The organism is Blattabacterium cuenoti (assembly GCF_014252315.1).
Classification (GTDB): Bacteria; Bacteroidota; Bacteroidia; order Flavobacteriales; family Blattabacteriaceae; genus Blattabacterium; species Blattabacterium cuenoti_AI.
Genome location: NZ_CP059216.1, coordinates 279,954 through 302,523, shown reverse-complemented (window position 1 = coordinate 302,523; position 22,570 = coordinate 279,954). Strand labels below are relative to the sequence as shown.

General features: G+C 22.6%; 20 protein-coding genes and 2 tRNA genes. 11 read left to right on the top strand and 11 right to left on the bottom strand.

The window, feature by feature from the left end; translation table 11 throughout:
• The first annotated feature begins 5 nt into the window (after window positions 1-5).
• Window positions 6-79: transfer RNA gene (locus H0H39_RS01460), tRNA-Asp, on the top strand.
• On the opposite strand, the gene ribB is transcribed toward H0H39_RS01460, so the two are convergent.
• Genes ribB through H0H39_RS01445 form a run of 3 tightly spaced genes read right to left on the bottom strand, consistent with a single transcriptional unit; the run spans window position 53 to window position 3,721 of the window.
• Window positions 53-709 (bottom strand): 3,4-dihydroxy-2-butanone-4-phosphate synthase, encoded by a 657-nt coding sequence (ribB, locus tag H0H39_RS01455; protein ID WP_185877141.1) that lies wholly within the window; start codon window positions 707-709, stop codon window positions 53-55. The two genes, H0H39_RS01460 and ribB, sit on opposite strands and share 27 nt — an antisense overlap.
• A 20-nt stretch (window positions 710-729) precedes the next feature.
• On the bottom strand, window positions 730-1,959 hold the full coding sequence (locus H0H39_RS01450; RefSeq protein ID WP_185877140.1) for an LptF/LptG family permease: 1,230 nt from the start codon (window positions 1,957-1,959) through the stop codon (window positions 730-732).
• Window positions 1,892-3,721, bottom strand: a complete 1,830-nt coding sequence (locus H0H39_RS01445; protein ID WP_238785628.1) for a DNA translocase FtsK 4TM domain-containing protein — start codon at window positions 3,719-3,721, stop codon at window positions 1,892-1,894. The genes H0H39_RS01450 and H0H39_RS01445 overlap by 68 nt, the downstream gene beginning before the upstream one ends.
• 176 nt (window positions 3,722-3,897) lie before the next feature.
• On the opposite strand from H0H39_RS01445, the gene nadD reads away from it, so the two are divergent.
• Window positions 3,898-4,470 carry a nicotinate (nicotinamide) nucleotide adenylyltransferase gene (gene nadD / locus H0H39_RS01440; protein ID WP_185877138.1) on the top strand — a complete coding sequence of 191 codons (573 nt, stop codon included), beginning with the start codon at window positions 3,898-3,900 and terminating at the stop codon, window positions 4,468-4,470.
• A 4-nt stretch (window positions 4,471-4,474) separates the two neighbouring features.
• On the opposite strand, the gene H0H39_RS01435 is transcribed toward nadD, so the two are convergent.
• Window positions 4,475-5,380, bottom strand: a complete 906-nt coding sequence (locus tag H0H39_RS01435; RefSeq protein WP_185877137.1) for a 5'-3' exonuclease — start codon at window positions 5,378-5,380, stop codon at window positions 4,475-4,477.
• A gap of 56 nt (window positions 5,381-5,436) precedes the next feature.
• Here H0H39_RS01435 and metG point away from each other — a divergent pair, with 56 nt between their 5' ends.
• Window positions 5,437-7,116 carry a methionine--tRNA ligase gene (gene metG, locus H0H39_RS01430; RefSeq protein WP_185877136.1) on the top strand — a complete coding sequence of 560 codons (1,680 nt, stop codon included), beginning with the start codon at window positions 5,437-5,439 and terminating at the stop codon, window positions 7,114-7,116.
• A 7-nt stretch (window positions 7,117-7,123) separates the two neighbouring features.
• Here the strand turns inward: metG and H0H39_RS01425 are convergent.
• The 6 genes from H0H39_RS01425 to H0H39_RS02940 all read right to left on the bottom strand — a co-directional run bounded on the left by H0H39_RS01425 (window position 7,124) and on the right by H0H39_RS02940 (window position 13,949).
• Window positions 7,124-7,207: transfer RNA gene (locus H0H39_RS01425), tRNA-Ser, on the bottom strand.
• Window positions 7,208-7,217: 10 nt separating this feature from the next.
• Entirely contained in the window at window positions 7,218-8,456 is a 1,239-nt protein-coding gene (lysA, locus tag H0H39_RS01420; RefSeq protein ID WP_185877135.1) for a diaminopimelate decarboxylase, read from the bottom strand.
• Complete coding sequence (gene lon, locus H0H39_RS01415) at window positions 8,434-10,869, bottom strand: endopeptidase La (RefSeq protein ID WP_185877608.1); 2,436 nt, start codon at window positions 10,867-10,869, stop codon at window positions 8,434-8,436. The genes lysA and lon overlap by 23 nt, the downstream gene beginning before the upstream one ends.
• 183 nt (window positions 10,870-11,052) lie before the next feature.
• Entirely contained in the window at window positions 11,053-13,041 is a 1,989-nt protein-coding gene (gene ligA / locus H0H39_RS01410) for an NAD-dependent DNA ligase LigA (RefSeq protein WP_185877607.1), read from the bottom strand.
• Window positions 13,042-13,056: 15 nt separating this feature from the next.
• On the bottom strand, window positions 13,057-13,722 hold the full coding sequence (locus H0H39_RS01405; protein WP_238785667.1) for a methyltransferase: 666 nt from the start codon (window positions 13,720-13,722) through the stop codon (window positions 13,057-13,059).
• Between the two features lie 44 nt (window positions 13,723-13,766).
• Complete coding sequence (locus H0H39_RS02940) at window positions 13,767-13,949, bottom strand: hypothetical protein (RefSeq protein ID WP_238785665.1); 183 nt, start codon at window positions 13,947-13,949, stop codon at window positions 13,767-13,769.
• Between the two features lie 28 nt (window positions 13,950-13,977).
• Here H0H39_RS02940 and mnmE point away from each other — a divergent pair, with 28 nt between their 5' ends.
• From mnmE to rplI, 5 genes are all read left to right on the top strand, one after another.
• Complete coding sequence (gene mnmE / locus H0H39_RS01400; protein ID WP_185877606.1) at window positions 13,978-15,381, top strand: tRNA uridine-5-carboxymethylaminomethyl(34) synthesis GTPase MnmE; 1,404 nt, start codon at window positions 13,978-13,980, stop codon at window positions 15,379-15,381.
• 5 nt (window positions 15,382-15,386) lie between these two features.
• A complete protein-coding gene (gene gltX / locus H0H39_RS01395) occupies window positions 15,387-16,889 on the top strand; it encodes a glutamate--tRNA ligase (RefSeq protein WP_185877605.1) in 1,503 nt (500 codons plus the stop codon).
• A gap of 52 nt (window positions 16,890-16,941) precedes the next feature.
• Window positions 16,942-17,298 carry a 30S ribosomal protein S6 gene (gene rpsF, locus H0H39_RS01390; RefSeq protein WP_185877604.1) on the top strand — a complete coding sequence of 119 codons (357 nt, stop codon included), beginning with the start codon at window positions 16,942-16,944 and terminating at the stop codon, window positions 17,296-17,298.
• 86 nt (window positions 17,299-17,384) lie between these two features.
• Window positions 17,385-17,690, top strand: coding sequence for a 30S ribosomal protein S18 (gene rpsR / locus H0H39_RS01385; protein ID WP_202984895.1), 306 nt, complete (start codon window positions 17,385-17,387; stop codon window positions 17,688-17,690).
• A gap of 12 nt (window positions 17,691-17,702) precedes the next feature.
• Window positions 17,703-18,155, top strand: coding sequence for a 50S ribosomal protein L9 (gene rplI / locus H0H39_RS01380; RefSeq protein ID WP_185877603.1), 453 nt, complete (start codon window positions 17,703-17,705; stop codon window positions 18,153-18,155).
• Here rplI and H0H39_RS01375 read toward each other — a convergent pair.
• The gene (locus H0H39_RS01375; RefSeq protein ID WP_185877633.1) at window positions 18,150-19,448 is read right to left on the bottom strand and encodes an Nramp family divalent metal transporter; all 1,299 of its coding nucleotides are present in this window, start codon (window positions 19,446-19,448) and stop codon (window positions 18,150-18,152) included. The two genes, rplI and H0H39_RS01375, sit on opposite strands and share 6 nt — an antisense overlap.
• A gap of 174 nt (window positions 19,449-19,622) precedes the next feature.
• Between H0H39_RS01375 and H0H39_RS01370 the strand changes: the two genes are divergently transcribed.
• From H0H39_RS01370 to H0H39_RS01360, 3 genes are read left to right on the top strand one after another with little or no spacing between them, the layout of a single operon-like run.
• On the top strand, window positions 19,623-20,459 hold the full coding sequence (locus H0H39_RS01370) for a prephenate dehydratase (RefSeq protein WP_185877602.1): 837 nt from the start codon (window positions 19,623-19,625) through the stop codon (window positions 20,457-20,459).
• A gap of 21 nt (window positions 20,460-20,480) precedes the next feature.
• Window positions 20,481-21,641 (top strand): pyridoxal phosphate-dependent aminotransferase, encoded by a 1,161-nt coding sequence (locus tag H0H39_RS01365; RefSeq protein WP_185877632.1) that lies wholly within the window; start codon window positions 20,481-20,483, stop codon window positions 21,639-21,641.
• Window positions 21,638-22,519 carry a prephenate dehydrogenase/arogenate dehydrogenase family protein gene (locus H0H39_RS01360; protein WP_185877601.1) on the top strand — a complete coding sequence of 294 codons (882 nt, stop codon included), beginning with the start codon at window positions 21,638-21,640 and terminating at the stop codon, window positions 22,517-22,519. Before H0H39_RS01365 ends, H0H39_RS01360 begins: the two co-directional genes overlap by 4 nt.
• Window positions 22,520-22,570: the final 51 nt, after the last annotated feature.

Genomic DNA, 22,570 nt, shown 5'->3' with positions numbered 1-22,570 from the left:
TTTATGGTCTGGTAGTTCAGTTGGTTAGAATACATGCCTGTCACGCATGGGGTCACGGGTTCGAATCCCGTCCAGACCGTTTTATTTTTTTTTTATATTCTATAATATCATTAATGGATATAATTTTAATATTAAATTTATTTGCTAAAGATATAAGTTGAGGTAATCTAGCCATAGATCCATTTTTATTTAATATTTCTACTAATACTCCTCCTGGATTGCATCCAGCCATTTTAGTTATATCAATGGCTGCTTCTGTATGTCCTGGCCTTTCTAAGACTCCACCTTTTTTTGCACGAAGTGGAAAAACATGTCCTGGTCTACTAAATAAGTCAGGTTTTTTTTCATTAATTAATGCGTTTATTGTTCTTGCTCTATCACTAGCAGAAATTCCAGTACTCATGCCATATCCTATAAAATCTACGGAAACAGTAAATGCTGTTTTTCTAGGATCTGTATTATTTTTTACCATCATTTTAAGTTTTAATTGATCGCATTTATCTCCTGTTAATGAAACGCAAACTAATCCTCTTCCGTGAGTAATAAAAAAATTAACGATTTTTGTAGTAATTTTTTCAGCTGATACTATAAAATCACCTTCATTTTCACGATTTTTATTATCTATTATAATAATAATTTTTCCATTTTTTATATCATTTATAGCTTCTTCAATATAATCTAAATTTTTATTTGGATTAATAATAATCATAAATCAATCTATTGATTTTTTCAATAGTAATAATAATAATCATCAATTGTAGATTTATAAGTTATCCATACACTAAACGGTAGAAAAACTAAGTTTGGAATCCAAGCTCCAATACATGGGGATATTTCTTTTTTTTCTACTTTGTTTTGAGTTACAATAAGTAATATATAATAAACAATAAATATTATTAATGCTACTATAATTGGATAACCAATATCCCCCTTTCTAATAATAGATCCTAATGAAGATCCTATAAAAAACATAATTATACATGTTATTGGAAACGTTATTCTTTTTTGTATTTCAAATTTAATTTTGTATATTAAAAAATTATAAGTTTTTTCTTTTTTCAAAAAATCTATTTTTTTTATCAAATCTTTCATTTGATATGATATAAAATCATATTCATTATATAATTCCTTATTTTTACTATAAAAAAAATAAGGAAGCTTAAAGTTTTGTATCATAGAATTGAAATGTATTAAACGGTAATACTGAATATTTTTTTTATTAAATGAATCAATGTTATAATTATAAATATAACCGTTAGTTAATTTTATATTTAAAAATTTATTTTCTCGATATGAAATTATTTTTCCTTTTTCAGAATATATTATACTTGTAGTTAAATTTTCGTAGTCATTAAAATATATAATAATATTACAAAACGTATTATTTTTCAATTTTTTATCTGTTTTAATAAACAAATTTGGAATAATATTTGTAAATATTCCTTTTCTTAAATATGACGATGCAGATATAATTTGATATCCAAATTCTTTTGCTTTTTTTTCTGCTTTTGGCACAATAAAATCAGAAAAAAAATAAATTCCAATGGAAAAAATAATTATAATACTAATAACTGGAGTTAATATTCTAAATAATGATATTCCTGAAGATTTTATAACTATTAATTCTCCGTTATATGATAATTCTCCAAACGTTATAATAGAAGTAAATAATATAGATATAGGAAATATTAATGGTATAACAGATACACCAATATAAAATATATATTTTATTATTAATAATACACTAATTTCTTTTCCAGTTAATTTATCTAATTGACTACAAAAAAATTGAATTAAAAATATAATAAATGTTAAAGAAAAAATTCCTATAAAAGTAAATATGAATGAAAAAATTAGATACATATCTAATTTTTTTATAATTTTAATGTTTTTATATTTCCAAATCTTTTGTTGGATACGGAAGAAAATACTTATTTTCTTTACAGGATTTATTTCCATAATAATTAACAATTTTTTTAATATCTGATAAATTTATAAATGGACATTGTAAACGAATTAATTCATTTTTATTATAAAATAGTAAATCTCCTTTTCCTATTAATTTTTCAGCTCCAGAACAATCTAATATAGTTATAGAATCAACTTTTGAACTTACTTTAAAAGCAATTCTTGCAGGAAAATTAGCTTTTATTAATCCAGTAATGACATCAACTGATGGTCTTTGTGTAGCTATAATCAAATGTATACCTACTGCTCTGGAAAGTTGGGATAATCGTATTAAATATTTTTCTATAAGTTTTGTTTCTTTCTTATTATGTTTTGATGAAATACATAAATCTGCAAATTCATCTATAATTAATATTATATAAGGAAAATTTATTTTTTTATTTTTAATATATTCGTTGTATTCTTTTATATTTCTTGCTTTATACCTTTCCAAGGTTTTATATCTTTTATCCATTTCTTTACACAAGGAATTTAATACATTTTTTACTTGATACATATCAGTTATAATTCCTGTACTCTTTTTATTATTATAAGGAGGCAACATAGCTAGATAAGATGTAGATATTTTTTCATATATAGATAATTCTACTCTCTTTGGATCAATTAGAATAAATTTGATGTCTTTAGGATTTTTTTTATGTAATAGAAAAATTATTATAGAATTTAATCCTACAGATTTACCTTGACCGGTAGATCCTGCTATAAGTATATGAGGCATTTCTATCAAATTTACTACAAAATCATCATTAAAAATTGTTTTTCCTAATAATATAGGAATTTCCATATTACAATTTTTTTTATTTTTTTTTTCAGATAAAATAATATCACTTATATGTACAATATTTCGTTTATTATTAGGAATTTCTATCCCTATAGTTCCTTTTCCAGGAATAGGAGCTATAATACGGATAGATGTAGCTGATAAATTCAATGCAATTTCTTTTTCTAAATTTTTTATTTTAGATATACGAACACCTATATGGGGAGATACTTCATATAATGTTATTGAAGGCCCAATAGTAGCTTTTATATCAATAATTTTGATTTTATAATAACCAAGTATTTGATTAATTTTTTTTTTATTATTTTCTATTATAATGTTTGTATCATTAGATATATTTATTTGTTTTTTTGAATAAAAAGGATATTCATTATTTAATATTTTTATTTTTTTTGATTCTTCTTTTGAAGTTTTTTTTTTTAAATATTCAAAAATTGGATATAACTGTATTACACTATTGTATATTATTTTTTTTTTTTTTCTTTGAAAAAGAATAATAATGTATGAAATTATGCTTGTAAATATAATAATATAAGTACCTATTCTTCCAAATAATGAAATAAATAAATTTCCAATTTCGAATCCAAAAATTCCACTATATAATCCTCCTTCTTTATTAGTAATAAATAAATAAAAAGTTATAGGAATCCATATACTAAAGAACATGAAATCATATATCATATATTTATATATATTGTTAATTATAAGTTTTTTATAAACTATAAATTTTAATCCTGATATAAATAAAAATATAGGAATAAATATAGCACTAATTCCTATTCCACAATAAATCATACAGTGAGATATTATTGCTCCAGTTTTTCCTAGTAAATTTTCTACTGTTGTTTCTTTATCAAGAATAATTTCTAATTGACTTTGATCATTTTTCCAGTGAAAAAAAAATGAAAAAAAACTTATAATAAAAAAAATACTTATTCCTAATAAAAAAAATCCAAGGATAGTATTTTCCATTTTAATTTTTTTCTTTTTCATAATAATTAAAAAATGATAATTGAAACTTTATAAGTTTTAATATAATACACAGTTTATTTTATTTATTATTATGTTATTTTAGTTTAAATACAAGTAAATAATGTTAATGTTGTAATGTATTGTTATTTATTTTTTATAATATTTTATATTATAATATGAATATAATACTATATTTTGGATCTTTCAATCCGATTCATTTAGGTCATATTATTATTGCGAATTATATCGTAGAATATATAGAAAATATAAATTCTGTTTGGTTTATAGTATCACCACAAAATCCGCTAAAAAAAAACTTATTAGATTATAATATTAGAGAAAATATGGTTAAAATATCTATATCTGATTTTAAAAAAATGAACATATCAGATATTGAATCAGGGTTTTATCCATCTTATACAATAGAGACTCTAAATCGTATTAGAAAGATGTATCCAATAATAAAATTTTCTATTCTTCTTGGAGAAGATGTTTTTTCTTCATTAAGAAAATGGAAGAACTATCAAGTTATTTTAAACGAATATGATATTTTTGTTTATCCTAGAATAGGAAATTTTCCTATTCCTGTATTTAAACAAAAAAAGAAAATATATTTGAAAAATGCGCCTATTATTGGAATATCTTCTTCTTTCATACGTAATTCTATTAAAAAAGGAAAAAATGTTAAACCATTTCTACATTCAAAAGTTTGGAATTATATTAATAAGTATAATATTTATCAAAAGTAAAAAATTATAAATTATTTATTTTTTTATAGTATTGACAAAACTTATTGAATAACATACGAAATTCTAATTCTTTAAATATATTTTTTACTTCTGTAAAGATTGGATTTTTTATACAAAATTTTTTTTCACAAAAGTTAATGTATGAAATGTTTGTATTTATAGTAATTAATTTTTTATATAAAAGTCCTATTTCTTTATTAAATTCAATTTTTTTTTTTAAATTTTTATTCAATTCATTAATTGAATGAAATAGACCTTCAATACTTCCATATTTATTAACAAATTTTATGGCATTTTTTTTTCCAATTCCTGGTAATCCAGGAATATTATCAGAATAATCTCCCATCATACTAAATAAGTCTATCATTTGTTTCGGATCATTAACACCAAAATCACTTTTTATTTCATTTAATCCTAAAATTTTTTTTGGTTTATTTTTAGAAGATGGAATATAAATTTTAATATTATTTGTTACTAATTGTAAGAAATCTTTATCAGAAGATAAAATATATACATTATAATCTTTATTTTCTGCTTTTTTGGCTATAGTCCCTATAATATCATCCGCTTCATATCCATAATTGGAATAAATAAAAAAAATTTGAAATGCTTTTAAAATTTTATTTATATAAGGAATAGATATATTAATTTCTATTGGAGTTTTTTTTCTATTTGATTTATATTCTTTATATATTTTTTTTCTAAAAGATATTTGATTTCCATCGAATATAATTGCCATGTATTTTGGATTTTCTTCATTCAAAATATTTATTATAAAATGCGTAAAATTTATAATAGGAGAAGTATTCAATCCAAAAGATGTAAATAAAGGATTTTTTTTTAATGCATAAAATCCTTGATAAATAATAGGAAATGCATCTATTAAAAATAACTTTTTATTGTAATTCATAATTTATGTTGAATTTATTTTATTTAATTTTATACTAGTATATTTTCTTTTTTTTTATGGAAAAATATAAATATATAGTAACAGCAGCATTACCATATGCAAATGGACCAATTCATATTGGACATTTGTCAGGAGTTTATTTACCAGCAGACATTTTCGTTCGTTTTCTTCGAAGAAAAGGTATAGATGTAATTTTTATATCTGGTTCAGATGAACATGGAGCTCCTATTTCAATTCAAGCAAAAAAAGAAAAAAAAACTCCTAAAGAGATTGTAAATAAATATCATAATATGATTCGTAATTGTTTCAATGATATTGGAATACAATTTGATAATTATTCAAGAACTTCCAATAAAATTCATCATAAAATATCGATATCTTTTTTTAAACAACTTTTGATAAAAAAAAAAATATTCGAAAAAACATCCGATCAATATTATGATAATAAATACAAACAATTTTTAGCAGATAGATTTATCTATGGAATATGTCCTTTTTGTAATAACAAGGAAGCTTATGGAGATCAATGTGAAAAATGTGGAAATTCATTATCGTCTGAAGAATTAATAAATCCAAAATCTGTTATAAGTGGAAGTATACCAATATTAAAAAAAACTAAACACTGGTACTTTCCTTTAAACAAATATCAAAATTTTCTTAAAAAATGGATTATAATTAATCATAAAAAAGATTGGAAATTAAATGTTTATGGACAATCAAAATCTTGGATAGATATTGGATTGAAACCTCGTTCAATAACAAGAGATTTAGAGTGGGGAGTGCCTGTCCCATATAATAATGGAAAAGTATTGTATGTATGGTTTGAAGCTCCTATAGGTTATATATCATCTACTATAGAATGGGCTAATAGGAATAATGTTAATTGGAGTTCTTATTGGAAAAATAAAAAAACTAAACTAATTCAATTTATTGGAAAAGATAATATTGTATTTCATTGTATAATTTTTCCAACTATATTAAAAGCATGTGACAAAGGATATATTTTTCCTCATCATATTTTAGCTAATGAGTTTCTAAATCTAGAAAATAAAAAAATATCAACTTCTAAAAATTGGGCTGTGTGGTGTCACGAATACTTGAAAGACTTTCCAAACCAACAAGATACTTTACGATATACACTTATCACAAATATGCCTGAAAAAAAAGATAGTAATTTTAATTGGAAAGATTTACAAAGAAAAAATAACACAGAATTAGTATCAATATTAGGAAATTTTATAAATAGATGTATGGTCTTAATTAAGAGACATAATAATAAAATAGTTCCTACGCCAGGAATATTTTCTAATAAGGATAAATACATTTTAAACGAAATAAAATGTTGTACAAAAAAAATAGGTCAATTAATAAAATCATATAAGTTCAAAGATTCTATAACGTGTTTTATGAACTTAGCTAAAATTGGAAATAAATATTTAACTGATGAAGAGCCATGGAATAATCATAAAGATAAAAAACGTGTTGATACTATTCTTTATGTATCAATACAGATTGTTTCTATTTTAGCTCAAATATCTGAACCTTTTCTACCTCATATATCAAAAAAAATTTTGATAATGATTCGATCAAAACTAGTTTCATGGGATTATATAACTCATACAAAAACAATGTTGCATCCTGGTCATTTGTTAGGTGATGATACTTTATTATTTAAAAAAATTAATGATGATATTATTAAAAAACAATTAGATAAATTAAAAAAATCAGTGTATTAAAAAAAAACGGAGAGGGAGGGATTCGAACCCCCGGAGGTTTTCCCTCAACGGTTTTCAAGACCGCCGCAATTAACCGCTCTGCCACCTCTCCATAAAAAATATTAAATAGGTATTTCTACTATATTTTGTAAAAGATCTTTCATTGTTTCTCTTTTTCTTATTAAAAAATCTTTTCCGTTTATAATCATAACTTCAGAGGGTCTATACCTAGAGTTATAATTAGAAGACATAGAAAAACAATAAGCACCAGCATTTTTAATACATAAAACATCTCCTTCATGGATTTCTGCAATTTTTCGATTAAAACCAAATGTATCAGATTCACAAATATAACCGACTACTGTATAGTATCGAAAACATCCACTTGGATTAGAAATATTTTCTATATTGTGATAAGCGTCATAAAACATAGGACGAATAAAGTGATTAAACCCTGAATCTACTCCAGCAAATACAGTTGACATGGTATGTTTAATTACATTTACACTTACCAAGAAATATCCTGATTCACTAACTAAAAATTTTCCTGGTTCAAATATTAATGTAATATCTTTATCTTTTTTGTTTTTATTATAATTTTTGCAAAAATTATTAAATTCTTGTATTATGATCTTGCTCAAGCAAGATAGATCTGTTTTTCTATCTCCTTTAGTATACGGGACTTTAAATCCACTTCCTAAATCAATATAATTAATATCAGGAAAATCTAAAGCTATTTGAAATAATATTTTTGCTCCATCTAAAAATGATTTAATATCTAATATATCAGATCCTGTATGCATATGTAATCCATCTATATTTATCCTTGTATTTCTTATTATTTTCTTTATATGTGGAATTTGATAATAAGAAATTCCAAATTTAGAATCAATATGGCCTACTGATATTTTTGGATTTGATCCAGCCATAATATGTGGATTTATCCTTATTCCTATAGAATAATTAGGAAAATATTCTCCAAATTGTTCCAAAATAGATATGTTATCTAAATTAATTTTTACTCCTAATTCGACAGCTTTTTTTATCTCATTAATAGAAACACAGTTAGGAGTGTATATAATTTTATTTTGTAAAAATCCAGCTTTTAATCCTATCTCTATTTCTTGAATAGAAACAGTATCTAATCCACTACCTAATTTTTGTAAAAATTTTAATATATTTAAATTTGTATTTGCTTTACAAGCATAATTTATCAAAAAATTTTTTTTAATATTTTTAAAAGCATATAACATTTTTTGATACTGTTTCTTTATTTTACAAGTATCATATATATATAACGGAGTTCCGTATTTGTTTGCTAATTTAATTAATTGTTCATTATTTTTTTCTACTTGAATCATATTGTTCCATTAAGGATAAATGAATTACATCATTCATATTTTTTACATAATCGAATGTTAATCCTTTTAGATGTTCAGATTTTATTTCCTCTACGTCTTTTTTATTATCTTGTGATAAAATAATTTCTTTTATATTAGCACGTTTAGCTGCTAAAATTTTTTCTTTAATTCCTCCTACAGGCAAAACCTTTCCTCTTAATGTTATTTCTCCAGTCATTGCTAAATAAGGTTTTAATTTTCTTTTTGTATAACATGAAACCATTGATGTTAACATCGTTATACCTGCAGACGGGCCATCTTTAGGGACTGCTCCTTCAGGAACATGTATGTGTACATTTTTTTCTTCAAACATTATAGGATCTATATTAAATTCTTTATAATGAGCTTTAATATATTGTAAAGCAATTGTTGCAGATTCTTTCATAACTTCTCCTAGATTTCCAGTGATACTTAAATTTCCTTTTCCTTTAGATATAATTGATTCTATATACAAAATATCTCCTCCAAAATTGGTCCAAGCTAACCCTGTTACTACTCCTGGAACATTATTTTCTTCATAACGATCTGGATCACTAGGAATTCCTAGTATATTTTCTATTTTTTCAATACTTAAACGTTTAGTATATTTTTTTTTCATTGCAATATGTTTAGCTATATAACGTGTTAATTTTGCAATATGTTTTTCTAATGTTCTTAGTCCAGATTCTCTTGTATAGCTTTCAATAATTTTTTCTATTTGTTTAGTTCCTAATATTAAATCTGATTTTTTTAATCCATTTTCTTTCAACTGTTTAGGAAGTATATGTTTCTTTACTATTTGAGTTTTTTCTTCTACTGTATATCCATTCATTTCTAGAATTTCCATTCTATCTATAAGAGCTGGTTGTATATGAGATAATGAATTTGCTGTGGCAATGAATAATACTTTTGATAAATCATAACCCATTTCTAGAAAATTATCATAAAATGATGTATTTTGTTCAGGATCTAAAACTTCTAACATAGCGGAAGAAGGATCTCCATTAGTTCCTATTCCCATTTTATCGATTTCATCAATTACAAAAACAGGATTAGAAGTTCCCACTTTTCGTATAGACTGTAATAGTCTTCCAGGCATAGCTCCTATATAAGTTCTTCTATGTCCTCGTATTTCTGATTCATCGTGTAATCCTCCTAAAGAAATGCGGACATATTTTCTTTTAAGTGCAGTTGCTATAGATTTTCCTAGTGAAGTTTTTCCTACACCAGGAGGACCATAAAAACATAAAATAGGAGAACGCATATCTCCTCTTAATTTTAATACGGCTAAATATTCTATAATACGTTCTTTTATTTTGTCTAATCCATAATGATCTCTATTTAATATTCTTTGTGCATATTCTAAATCAAAACTATCTTTTGAATATTTGTTCCATGGTAAATCCACCATTAGCTCTAAATAATTTCTTTGTACTGTATATTCAGGCATTTGTGGATTTGTTCTTTGCATTTTTAACAATTCTCTTTCAAATTGTTTTTTTGCTTCTTTAGGCCATTTTTTTCTAGAAGCTTTTATTTTCATATCTTCAATTTCCTTTTCATAGGAAATATCTCCTAATTCTTCCTGTATGGCTTTTATTTGTTGATGTAAAAAGTATTCTCTTTGTTGTTGATCCATATCATTTCTAACACGAGATTGTATATCGTTTTTTAATTTAATCTGTTGATGTTCTATATTTAAAAAACGTAATGTTTCCATCGCTCTTTTTTTTATATCATCATATTCCAATAATTTCTGTTTGTCTTTAGTAGATAAATTCATATTTGCTGCTACAAAGTTTATTAAAAATGATGGACTTTCTATATTTCGTATAGCAATACTAGCTTCTGATGGAATATTAGGATTATCTTGAATAATTTTTATTGCAATTTCTTTAATTGATTCTACTAAAGCGATATATTCTTTATCTTTACATGATGGTTTATTTTCTTCTAAAGCGATTATTTCCGCTTTAAAATATGGATCATTTTGAATAAAACGATTAACTTTGAATCTTTTTTTTCCTTGTAAAATAACAGTAGTATTTCCATCAGGCATTTTTAACAATTTTAAAATTTTAGCTACTGTTCCAATAGAATATAGATCTTTTTCACTAAGGTTTTCTATAACAGAATTTTTTTGAGTTAATACTCCAACTGTTTTATCCAATTCATAAGCATCTTGTAATAACTGGATAGATCCACTCCTACCTGCTATAATTGGAAATACGATTCCGGAGTATAAAACCATATTTCTTACTGTTAAGATGCATAGTTGTTTTGGGACATCGTCTTTTAGAAGTTGATCTTCTTCATCTTGACTCATCAACGGTATAAACTCCGCTTCAGATTCAAATCCAGATTTATATTCAGTAAATATATTTTTTAGTAACATATAAAAAAATAGATTTCATACTTAATAATGATGTAAAAAAAATGGGTATCATTATTTTAATTTTTAATGAATTTCCATTAATTAAATATACTGTTTTCTACTATTAAAAAAAAAATCATTTTATCAATGATTTTTTCATTTCATTTATTTATGATTAATTATTATATGATGAATGTATTGAATTTATTCATTGATATTTTTAATAATCTTTTTAAAACAAGATTCTGTTAAAATTTTTATATTTTTTTTTTCAATACTTTTTCTAAATTTTGATCCAAAGTTTTTTCCAACTACAAGAAAATCAATTTTATTACTAATATTAGTGTATACTTTTCCTCCTAATGATTCTATTATTGTTTTTGCTTTTATTCTAGTCATACAATATAATTTTCCTGTAAATACAAAATTTTTTCCTGTTATATAATGATTATTTTTTATTTTTTTTTTTGATAGAATTAATCCATGTTGGATTAACATTTTTATTACATATATATTTTTATAATCATAAAAATAGTCAATGATACTTTTAGCTATTTTAACACCTATTCCAGGTATAGATATTAAATAATTATAATCTGCATTTATTAATAATTTAATATTATAAAAATATTCTGATAATATTTTAGAAACATTTTCTCCAACATAACGTATTCCTAAAGAATATAATACTCTTTGATAAGAATTTTTTTTAGATTTATTAATATTTATTAATATATAATCAGCTAATTTATCTTTTATTCCATTAATCTTCATCAAATCATTTTTTTTTAGTTTAAAGAAATGATGAATGTCATAAATTATTCTTTTTTCATACAATTTTTTTATAGTAATTTTGCCTATACCTTTTATATTCATAGCATTTTCACTAACAAAGTGTATCAATTTCATAATTTTTATATAAGAACAATCTTTGTTTATACAATAAAATATATTTTTTATTTTTTGCAATGAATGATTACATGATGGACATTTTCTTAAAAATAATACAGGATATGTATTATTAGATCTTTTTGATTTATTTATATTTTTTATTATTGGAATAATGTCTCCACTTTTTTCTAAAAAAATAATATCTCCATAATGGAGATCATTCTTTTGAATGAAATTGTTATTGTAAATAGCTACTTTTTTAATTATAGTTCCAGAAATTGAAATAGGATTAACATGAGCTACTGGAGTTATTATTCCAGTTCTACCTACTTGAAATTTTATATTTATTAGTTTAGTTTCGAAAACATTTTGTTTAAACTTGTAAGCAATTGCCCATTTTGGATATTTTATAGTATATCCAACAGACAATTGTTTTTTATATTCATTTATTTTTATAACTATTCCATCTATCTGGTAATAAAGTGTATGCCTCAATAATTTCCAGTAATTTATAAAATTAAATACATCTTTTAAGTTGTAGCAAACACGTATTATGTTAGACACTTCGAACCCCCAATGTTGTATTTTATTTAAAGCATCATATTGAGTATAAAATTCTTGTCCTAAAGCATGAAATGCTATAAATGATAAATTGAATTTTTTTTTAATTTTTATATTTTTAGATCTTATTATTCCACTAGCTGCATGTCTAAAATTTGAATATGAATTTTTTCCGTTTTTTAAACGAAGTTTGTTAATATTAATGAAATTTTTTCTAGTAATAAATATTTCTCCTCTTATTTCTAAATAATTAGGAAAATTATTTCCGTTTAATTTTAAAGGAATAGATGGTTTTATATATTTTATTACATTATCTGTAACATTTTCTCCAATAAGACCATTACCACGAGTTAATGCATGTATAAATATACCTTTTTTATATACAAGATTTATAGATATTCCATCGTATTTTAATTCGCATATAAAAGAAAAATTACTTAATGATTTATTTATTTTTTTGTTCCAATTTATTAAATCTTCTTTAGAGTATGCATTTTGAAGAGAATACATTTTATAATTATGATTTTTTATATGATCTTTTTCTACTTCTAATCCTATTTTTTTAGAAGGGGAATTTGGATCATATAATTCAGGATACTGTTTTTCTAAAGAAATTAATTCTTTTAATTTTTGGTCAAAAAGATAATCAGAAATTTCTGAATAATTTAAATTATAGTATTTATGACTATATTCTAATAATTGTTTTCTTAAGTCTTGTATTTTTTTTATTGATTTTTTCATTTTATTTAAGTTTATTTAACCTGAATGATATTCAGCATATATCATTCGGTAAATACCTTGAAAATCTTTTTTAGTTTTTATATTAAAAAACCCTAATGATTTTAAATTTTTAGTAATTATATTATTATAAATTGAATCTATTTCAAAATATAAGTAAACAATTCCATTAAATTTTTTAATAATCCATGAAGAAATATTTTTATAAAAAATTATCGGATTTTTATCAGAAACAAATATAGAATCATGTGGTTCATAACAAATAATATTATAATGTAAATTTTTTTTATTAGACGTTTTTATATACGGAGGATTACTTACTATAAGATTAGTAAAATTATTATTTATAATTGAATTAGGAATTGAATCTATATTTTTTATAATATCTGTAATCATAAAATTTATTTTTACATTATTCAATACAGCATTTTTTCGAGCAATTTTGATAGATTCATTAGAGAAATCTATTGCATATACATTTTCAATAATATTTGATAATTTTTTTTTTAAAGAAATACCTATACATCCACTACCTGTGCATAAATCAAATACTTGCATTTTATTTTTATTATTAAAATGATTTTTAATAATCCAATGTACAAGTTCTTCTGTTTCTGGTCTCGGAATAAAAACTTTTTTGTTAATTAGAAATTTCATTTCTAAAAAGTAAGTCATTCCAAGAATGTATTGAATTGGTTTATTTTTTTTTAACTCTTCTAATTTCTCTACTAATTTTTTATAAAAAAAAAATCTATGTTTTCTTTTTTAACTAATTGCATAAATACGGATGTTTTATCACATTTTAAAACATTAGTAGTTAATAAGAAAAATATATTATCTAATTCTTTTTTTTGATACAATTTTATTAATTTTTTTATGAATATATTGTAAAATTGATATAATGAATACATAAAAATAATATTTTTTAAATGTTAAATTATGTTAGATAATGATACTATTGCAGCTTTAGCAACTTCTCCCTATGGATACAGTGCTATTTCCATTATTCGTATTTCTGGATATAATTCAATATATATTATCGAAAATATATTTCATTTTTTAAATAAAAAAAAGAAAAGATTAATTAATCAATCAACACATACAATTCATTTGGGTTATATAAAAGGATATGGTGAAAAAATAAAAAAAGAAATAGATAAAGTAATGATATCTATTTTTAAAAGTCCTCATTCTTATACAGGAGAAAATATGATAGAAATTTATTGTCATGGATCTCAATATATATATCAAAGAATTTTACGGTTATTAGTTTCTAATGGAATTAGAATAGCTCGTCCAGGAGAATTTACATTACGTGCTTTCATAAATAAAAAATTGGATTTAACACAAGCAGAAGCTATTTCAGATTTAATAAAATCTGAAAACGAATCATGTCACAATATTTTTTTTCAACAAGTTAAAGGATCTTTAAATAAAGAAATAAAAAAATTAAAGAAAAAATTTTTGAATTTGGTTTCCTTATTAGAATTAGAATTAGATTTTTCTGAGGATAACTTAATTTGTGATAACAAAAAAAAAATATATTATTATTTGAATGAAATAAAAAATAAATTAAAATATTTAGTAGAATCTTTTTCATTGGGTAATGCTATAAAAAATGGTGTAAATGTTGTTATTATAGGTAATCCTAATGTAGGAAAATCTAGCTTTTTTAATAAAGTTCTTAAAGAAGATCGTTCTATAGTTTCTCCTATAAAAGGAACTACTAGAGATTTTTTAGAAGGAACTATTAATATAAAAGGAATTTTATTTCGTTTTATAGATACAGCAGGATTACGTAAATCTGATGATCCTATAGAAATTATAGGAATTAAAAAAACTATGGATAAGATAGATGAATCTCATGTTATATTTTATTTATTTAATGCTTGTGTAAAAAATACAGAACAAAAAATAATTTTTAACGAAATACGTGATTTTAATATGAAATATCCAAAAAAAATTATATTCGTATTGGCAAATAAAAAAGATATATATTCTTTTAAAGATTTTTGTGGAATATCAAGTATTCCTTATTTTTTTAAAATTTCTGCAATAAATCATATAGATATAGAAAAAGTAATTCATGTTTTAAGTACTGTTTTTATAAACAGAATAAAAAAAAATAAAATTATTGTAACACAAATAAGACATTATGAGTCTTTTCATAATTCATTAAAGGAAATATTATTATCTATTAACAATTTTAACAAAGGATTATCTGAAGATTTTATTATTATACATATAAAAAATGCAATGAATTTTTTATATGAAATTACTGGTGAAGTAACAAATGAAGATATATTAAATAATATATTTTCTAAATTTTGTATTGGAAAGTAATATATATGTTAAAACCTATTCGCGTTCGTTTTGCCCCTAGTCCCACTGGGATTCTTCATTTAGGAGGAGTAAGAACAGCTTTGTACAATTATCTTTTCGCTAAAAAGAATAATGGTACATTTATTCTTAGGATAGAAGATACTGATAAAAAAAGATTAAATCCTATTTCTGAATCATATATATTAGAAACATTGAATTGGTGTGGAATAAATCCTGATGAAGGAGTTGGATGTGGAGGCCCTCATTATCCTTATTATCAATCTAAAAGAAATCATATATATGAATTTTATTTAAATAAATTATTAAAAAACGGATATGCTTATTATGCATTTGATACAGATGAAAATCTCTTTAATAAGAGAAAAGAATATGAAAAATTAGGATTAACTTTTTCTTATAATCATAATGTTAGAATGAATATGGATAATTCATTATCTATGACAAAAAATGAGTTAAATAGAAGATTGAAATCTAATTGTTCTTATGTAGTAAGATTTAAAATTAATCCTGGAATAATATTAAAGGCTTCGGATATGATTAGAGGATATATGGAAATTAATACAAATTATTTAGATGATAAAATTTTGTTGAAATCGGATAAATCAGCAACATATCATTTAGCTAATACTATTGATGATCATATTATGAATATTACTCATGTTTTAAGAGGAGATGAATGGATTTCATCTGTATTTTTTCATATTCTTATATACAATTCTTTTGGATGGAAGCCTCCATATTTTGCTCATTTACCATTAATTTTGAGAAAAGATGGAAAAGGAAAAATTAGTAAAAGAAATATATCATCATCTTCTTATCCTATATTTCCTATACAATGGGAAGATCCTATTAATAAAAAAATTATTCCTGGATTTAGAGAGTTAGGATTTTTTTCTGAATCATTTATTAACATGATAGCTTTATTAGGATGGAATCCTGGAGATAATAAGGAAATATTATCTTTACAAGAATTAATAAATTATTTTTCTATAAATAATATTAGTAAATCTGGTGTTTTTTTTGATATTAAAAAAGCTATTTGGTTTAATAAACAATATATTAAAAATAAAAAGAAAGATATTTTTATTTTTCTTGTTGAAGAATTGAAAAAACGTTCTTTGTTTTTTGAAAAAAAATATATATGGAAAGTTATTCATTTAACTATTAATAGGATTTGTTTTATTCATGAGATATGGAAGTATTCTTATTATTTTTTTGTAGCTCCTGATAGCTATGATTATAGTTTATTTAAATATGTAAATCCAAAATATGGTATCCATAAATTGGAATATATAAATAATAAATTATGTATGAAAAATTTTTCTTTTGATAGATTAAAGTCTTTTTTTTACAAAGAAAAAGATAAAAAAGTGTTGTTACAATTAATACGGTTATCATTAGTAGGAAGAATAAAAGGAGTTGAATTATTTATAATATTTAAAATGTTAGGAAAAAAAGAATGTTTTATCCGTATAAAAAAATTAATAGAAAAAATTAAATTTTTATAATTTCATTAATAATTCATAAATTTGTTATTGTTAATATTTCATAAATTTAATTATGCTTAGGCATTATGAATGTGTTGTGATAATTACCCCTATATTATCTGATGATCAAGCAAAAAATACAGCAAAAGAATATGAAGATTACTTGATTAAAAAAGAAGGTAGAGTTGTCTATCAAGAACATTGGGGGTTGAAAAAATTATCTTATTCTATTAGAAAAAAACAAAGTGGATGTTATCACTTATTTGAATTTTTATTAAGTCCTAATTTTATTTTTGATTTAGAATTGAAATTAAGACAAGATGAAAGGATATTACGTTTTTTAACTGTTAAGTTGAATAAATATGGAATAGAATATGCAGAAAAAAGAAGAAAAAAATTAAAAGAAAATGATAGTATAAAACATAAATAATTATGATATCAAAAAATAATAATCAAAATGATCAAAAAAAAAATATAAATGATCAAAAAAAAAATATAAATGATCAAAAAAAAAATATAAATGATCAAAAAAAAAATATAAATGTAAAATCATCTTCATCAGAAAGTGATTTAAGATACTTGTCTCCTGTAAAAATAGAAACTAAAATAGAAAAAAAGTACTGCTATTTTGAAAAAAGGAAAATTAAATATATAGATTATAAAGATCCAATTTTTTTAATTAAATTTCTTAATTCACAAGGGAAGATATTGCCTAGACGTATAACTGGGACTATGCAAAAAAATCAAAATAAATTAAATTATGCCATAAAAAGATGTAGACAAATTGGATTATTACCTTTTGTTACAGATGATTTGAGATAAATCAAATTAATTATGAAAATTTTATTAAAAAAAGATATAGAAAAATTAGGATTTAAGTATGATGAATTAGAAGTTAGAGCTGGATACGCTAGAAATTATCTCTTTCCAAAAGGACTTGCTGTGTTATCATCATGTGTATATGCTAAAAGAATAAAAGAAACTTTAAAAAACAGATTTAAAAATGAACGTATTTTAATAGAAAAATCAAATTATATAAAGAAAAAAATACAAGAATTGAATATAAAAATACCAGTTAAAGTAAGTAAAAATGGTAAGCTATTTGGATCTATAAATAATCAAAAAATTATGGAAATATTAAATTCAAAAGGAATAAATATAGATAAAAAATTTATTAAAATTACTGGTAATAAACCAATTAAATCAATTGGTAAATATCAAGCAATTATTTGTATACATAGAAAACATAGTATTACGTTGTCATTTGAGGTATTGTCTGATTCATGAATTTTTATATATCATAATTATATTCAGTAATATTATGATAATAGATATTGTCCAAGACAATATTTTTATTATTGTTCCATTAACAAAAATACCCATTTTTTTTTTATCTCCAGTGAAACAAACTAATGGAATAACTGCAAATGTTAATTGTAAAGACAAAATAATCTGACTTATTATTAACAGTTTAGTTTCTCCTTCTTCTCCATATATAATATATATTATTATTGCAGGTATGATAGATATTGTTCTTGTTATAATTCTTCTTATCCAAGGTTTTAACCTAATATTTATAAATCCTTCCATTATTATTTGTCCAGTTATAGTTCCAGTTAAAGTAGAATTTTGCCCTGAAGCTAACAAGGCTATAGAGAAAAGAATGCCTGAAAAATTTCCTAATATAGGAATTAAAATTTTATGTGCTTCCATTATATCTATGATATGATATTTATATTTGTGAAATGTTGCTGCAGAAACAATTAATATAAAGGAATTAATAAAAAATGCTAATAATAATGATAAAATACTATCTATTGTTGCATATTTTACAGCCATTTTTTTACCTTCTATAGTTCTTGGATAATTTCTAGTTTGAACTATACTAGAATGAAGATAAAGATTGTGAGGCATAACGGTAGCTCCTAATATAGCTATTGATATAAAAATAGATTCTGGATTTGTAATTATTTTTTTGTTAGGGATTATTCCTTTTAAAATAAGAGTAATGTTAGGTTTAGATATTAAAATTTCGAATACAAAACAAATCAATATTATTAGTACTAATACGGCAATTATGATTTCTATATATCTGAATCCTTTAGATTGAAAGAATAATATAAATAATACATCTGTAACAGTGATTAATATAGCCCATATTGTATTAATTCCAAAAAGTAATTTTAATGCTAGTACAGAACCAATAATTTCTGATAATTCACATGCACAAATAGCTATTTCACAAAATAGCCATAACACAAAATTAATAATAGGATGATAATTATCTCTGCAAGATTGAGCTAAGTCTTTTTCATATACAATTCCTAATTTAATTGATAAATATTGTAGAATAATAGCAAATATATTTGAAAAAAATATAACTGATAAAAGTGTATATCCAAATTTAGATCCTCCATTTATATCTGTAGCCCAATTTCCTGGATCCATATATCCTGCTGCAATTAATAATCCAGGACCAGTAAACGCTAATAATTTTTTCCAAAAACTATCTTTTGATGATGGAACAGAAATGGATGATAATGAATTTGATAATGATGAAATTTTATTTTCTTTTTCCATTTCATTTAAGGTTATATTTCTTTGTGTTGTATTTTTATTCAAATTTTATCATATATATTATATTATGAAAAAATTTTTTGATGATTTACTTATATTTGTTATAAATATAAAATTTATGATTATTATTGGTAATTACTTAATTTTATTTTAAAATATTTAGTAGGATATGTCTATATGAATATAATAGCAATACAAGGTATAAAAGGCTGTTTTCATCATGCTGCTGTTTCTAAGTATTTTAAAAAAAATTATAAGTTGATGGAATGTTCTTCTTTTAGGAAATTAGCTTTATCTGTATCAAAATCTGATGTATATGCTGGAGTTATGGCTATAGAAAATACTATAGCAGGTACTATACTTAGTAATTATAATCTTCTTTCCGAATATAATATAAAAATTGTAGGAGAAATTTATATGCCTATAAAACATCATTTAATGGCATTTCCAGGACAAAAAATAGAAGATATAAAAGAAATTATTTCTCATCCTATGGCTTTTTTGCAATGTGAATTATTTATGGACGCTCATCCATACTTAAAAAAATCTGAATATATGGATACAGCTTCTGCAGCAAAATATATTTCTAAATACAATAAGAAAAAAGTTGCAGCAATTGCTTCAGAATACGCGTCTCGTGAATATGGATTAGAAATTTTGTATGATAATATTCAAACTACTAAAAATAATTTTACAAGATTTTTTGTAATTAAAAATAAACATAATAATAAAAAAAACAATTTATTTAATAAAGCATCATTAAAATTTGACATATTACATACCACTGGTAGTTTATCTAAACTATTAAGTTTTATATCGGATATTGGAATTAACATGACAAAAATACAATCCATTCCTATTTTACAACGTCCTTGGGAATATTCTTTTTATATAGATATTATATTTGATAATATAATTTATTACAATAAATTAAAAAAAGAAATAAAAGAGATACCTTTTCTCCATAACATAACGATTATGGGGGAATATAAAAATGGAATGTTGCATAATTAATTAAACAAAAAAGTTGATATGATTATAAAGTCTTCTGATAGAATTAATCAAATATCAGAATATTTCTTTTCTAAAAAAATGAAAGAGATTAATTCCATTGAAAAAAATGGAATTAATGTGATTAATTTAGGAATTGGGAATCCAGATATTACTCCTCCATATGGCGTAATAAAAAAAATGAAAGAAGCATCAGAATTAAATAATGCAAATGCTTATCAAAGTTATATAGGATTAAAAGATTTACGTAATTCTATATCTAAATGGTATAAAAAAATATATAAGGTAAATTTAGATCCTAATAATGAAATATTACCATTGATAGGATCTAAGGAGGGTATTATGTATATTAGTATGTGTTATTTGGATAAAGGAGACCAAGTATTAATTCCAAACCCAGGATATCCTACATATTCTTCTGTATCTAAATTATTAGGAGCAAAGATTATTTATTACAATTTAAATGAAAAAAATAATTGGATTCCTGATATACAATTTTTAGAATCTTTAAATTTATCTAAAGTTAAAATTTTTTGGATAAACTATCCTCATATGCCTACAGGTGCTAATATTCAATTTATGGAACTGAAAAAAATAGTTTCTTTTGCAATAAAAAATCGTATTTTAATTGTATATGATAATCCTTATAGCTGTATAACAGATAATAAAAATGGATCCTTTTTAAGTATTTTCAATATTAGAGAATCTAAAAATGTTGCATTAGAATTAAATTCTTTAAGCAAGAATTATAATATGCCAGGATGGCGTGTTGGAATGGTAATAGGTAAAAAAAAATTTATTAAAAATATATTAAAAATTAATAGTCAAATGCATTCTGGGATGTATTATCCAATTCAAATTGGAGCTATAGAGGCTATGAGAAATGATTTAAATTGGTTTAAAATTATCAATAATGAATATTCTAACCGTAGAAAAATAATATGGAATATATGTGATTTTTTCAAAATGAAATATTCAAAAAAAAATAATTCAGGTATTTTTGTTTGGGCTAGATTAAATAATAACGAAGATGATATTGTATGGTCGGAAAAAATTTTAAATAAGTATCATATATTCATTACTCCTGGTAGTATATTTGGAACTAATGGAAAAGGATATGTTAGATTTTCGATTTGTTGTCCTATAGAAATTTTAAAAGTAGCAAAAAATAGAATATTTTTATGAGTGTAATTGGTATTATTGGATTAGGATTAATTGGAGGATCAATAGGGTTAATATTAAGAAAAAAGTATAAAGTTATAGGAACAGATTTAAATGATAATAATTCTTCTTATGCAAAGAAAATAGGAATTGTTGATGAAATAACTTCTTATCAATATTTAATTAAAAAATCTTCAATAATTATATTGTGTACACCAGTAGATAATATAATTCATATATTACCTGATATTCTTAATAGAATTGACGTAAATAAGAACACGGTAGTATTAGATACTGGTTCGACTAAATACACTATTTGTAATAGTGTATACAATCATCCCAATAGAAATCGTTTTGTTGCTACACATCCAATTGCTGGTACTGAATTTTCTGGGGCAAAATCAGCAGATTGTACCCTTTTTGATAAAAAAAATTGTATTATTTGCGATTATGAATTAAGTGATCATAGTGCAATAGTAATAGTAAAAAAAATATTTTCTACTATTATGAATATGCATATAACTTATATGAGTTCTAAAGAACATGATTTTTATATATCATATACTTCTCATTTACCTCATGTAATTTCTTTTTCTTTATCTAGAATGATTTTAAATAAATTTGATAAAAAAAATGATATAAAAATAATTTTTAAAAAAATGATAGGAAGCAGTTTAATTTCTAATGTAAGATTGGCAAATAGTAATCCAAATACTTGGAATCCTATATTCTTATCTAATAAGAATAATATAATTAATTCTATTAATTTATATATAAGTTGTATAAAATTATTTCGTAATTATTTATCTAGAAATAAATTTTCTAATTTGTATGAATATATAAATGAATCAAATAATATAAAAAAGTATATAAACATGAATAAAAAAGATAAAGATGAGTAAATAATAAAATAAATAATTATTATTATAATAAAATATTTTGTAAACTGTTAA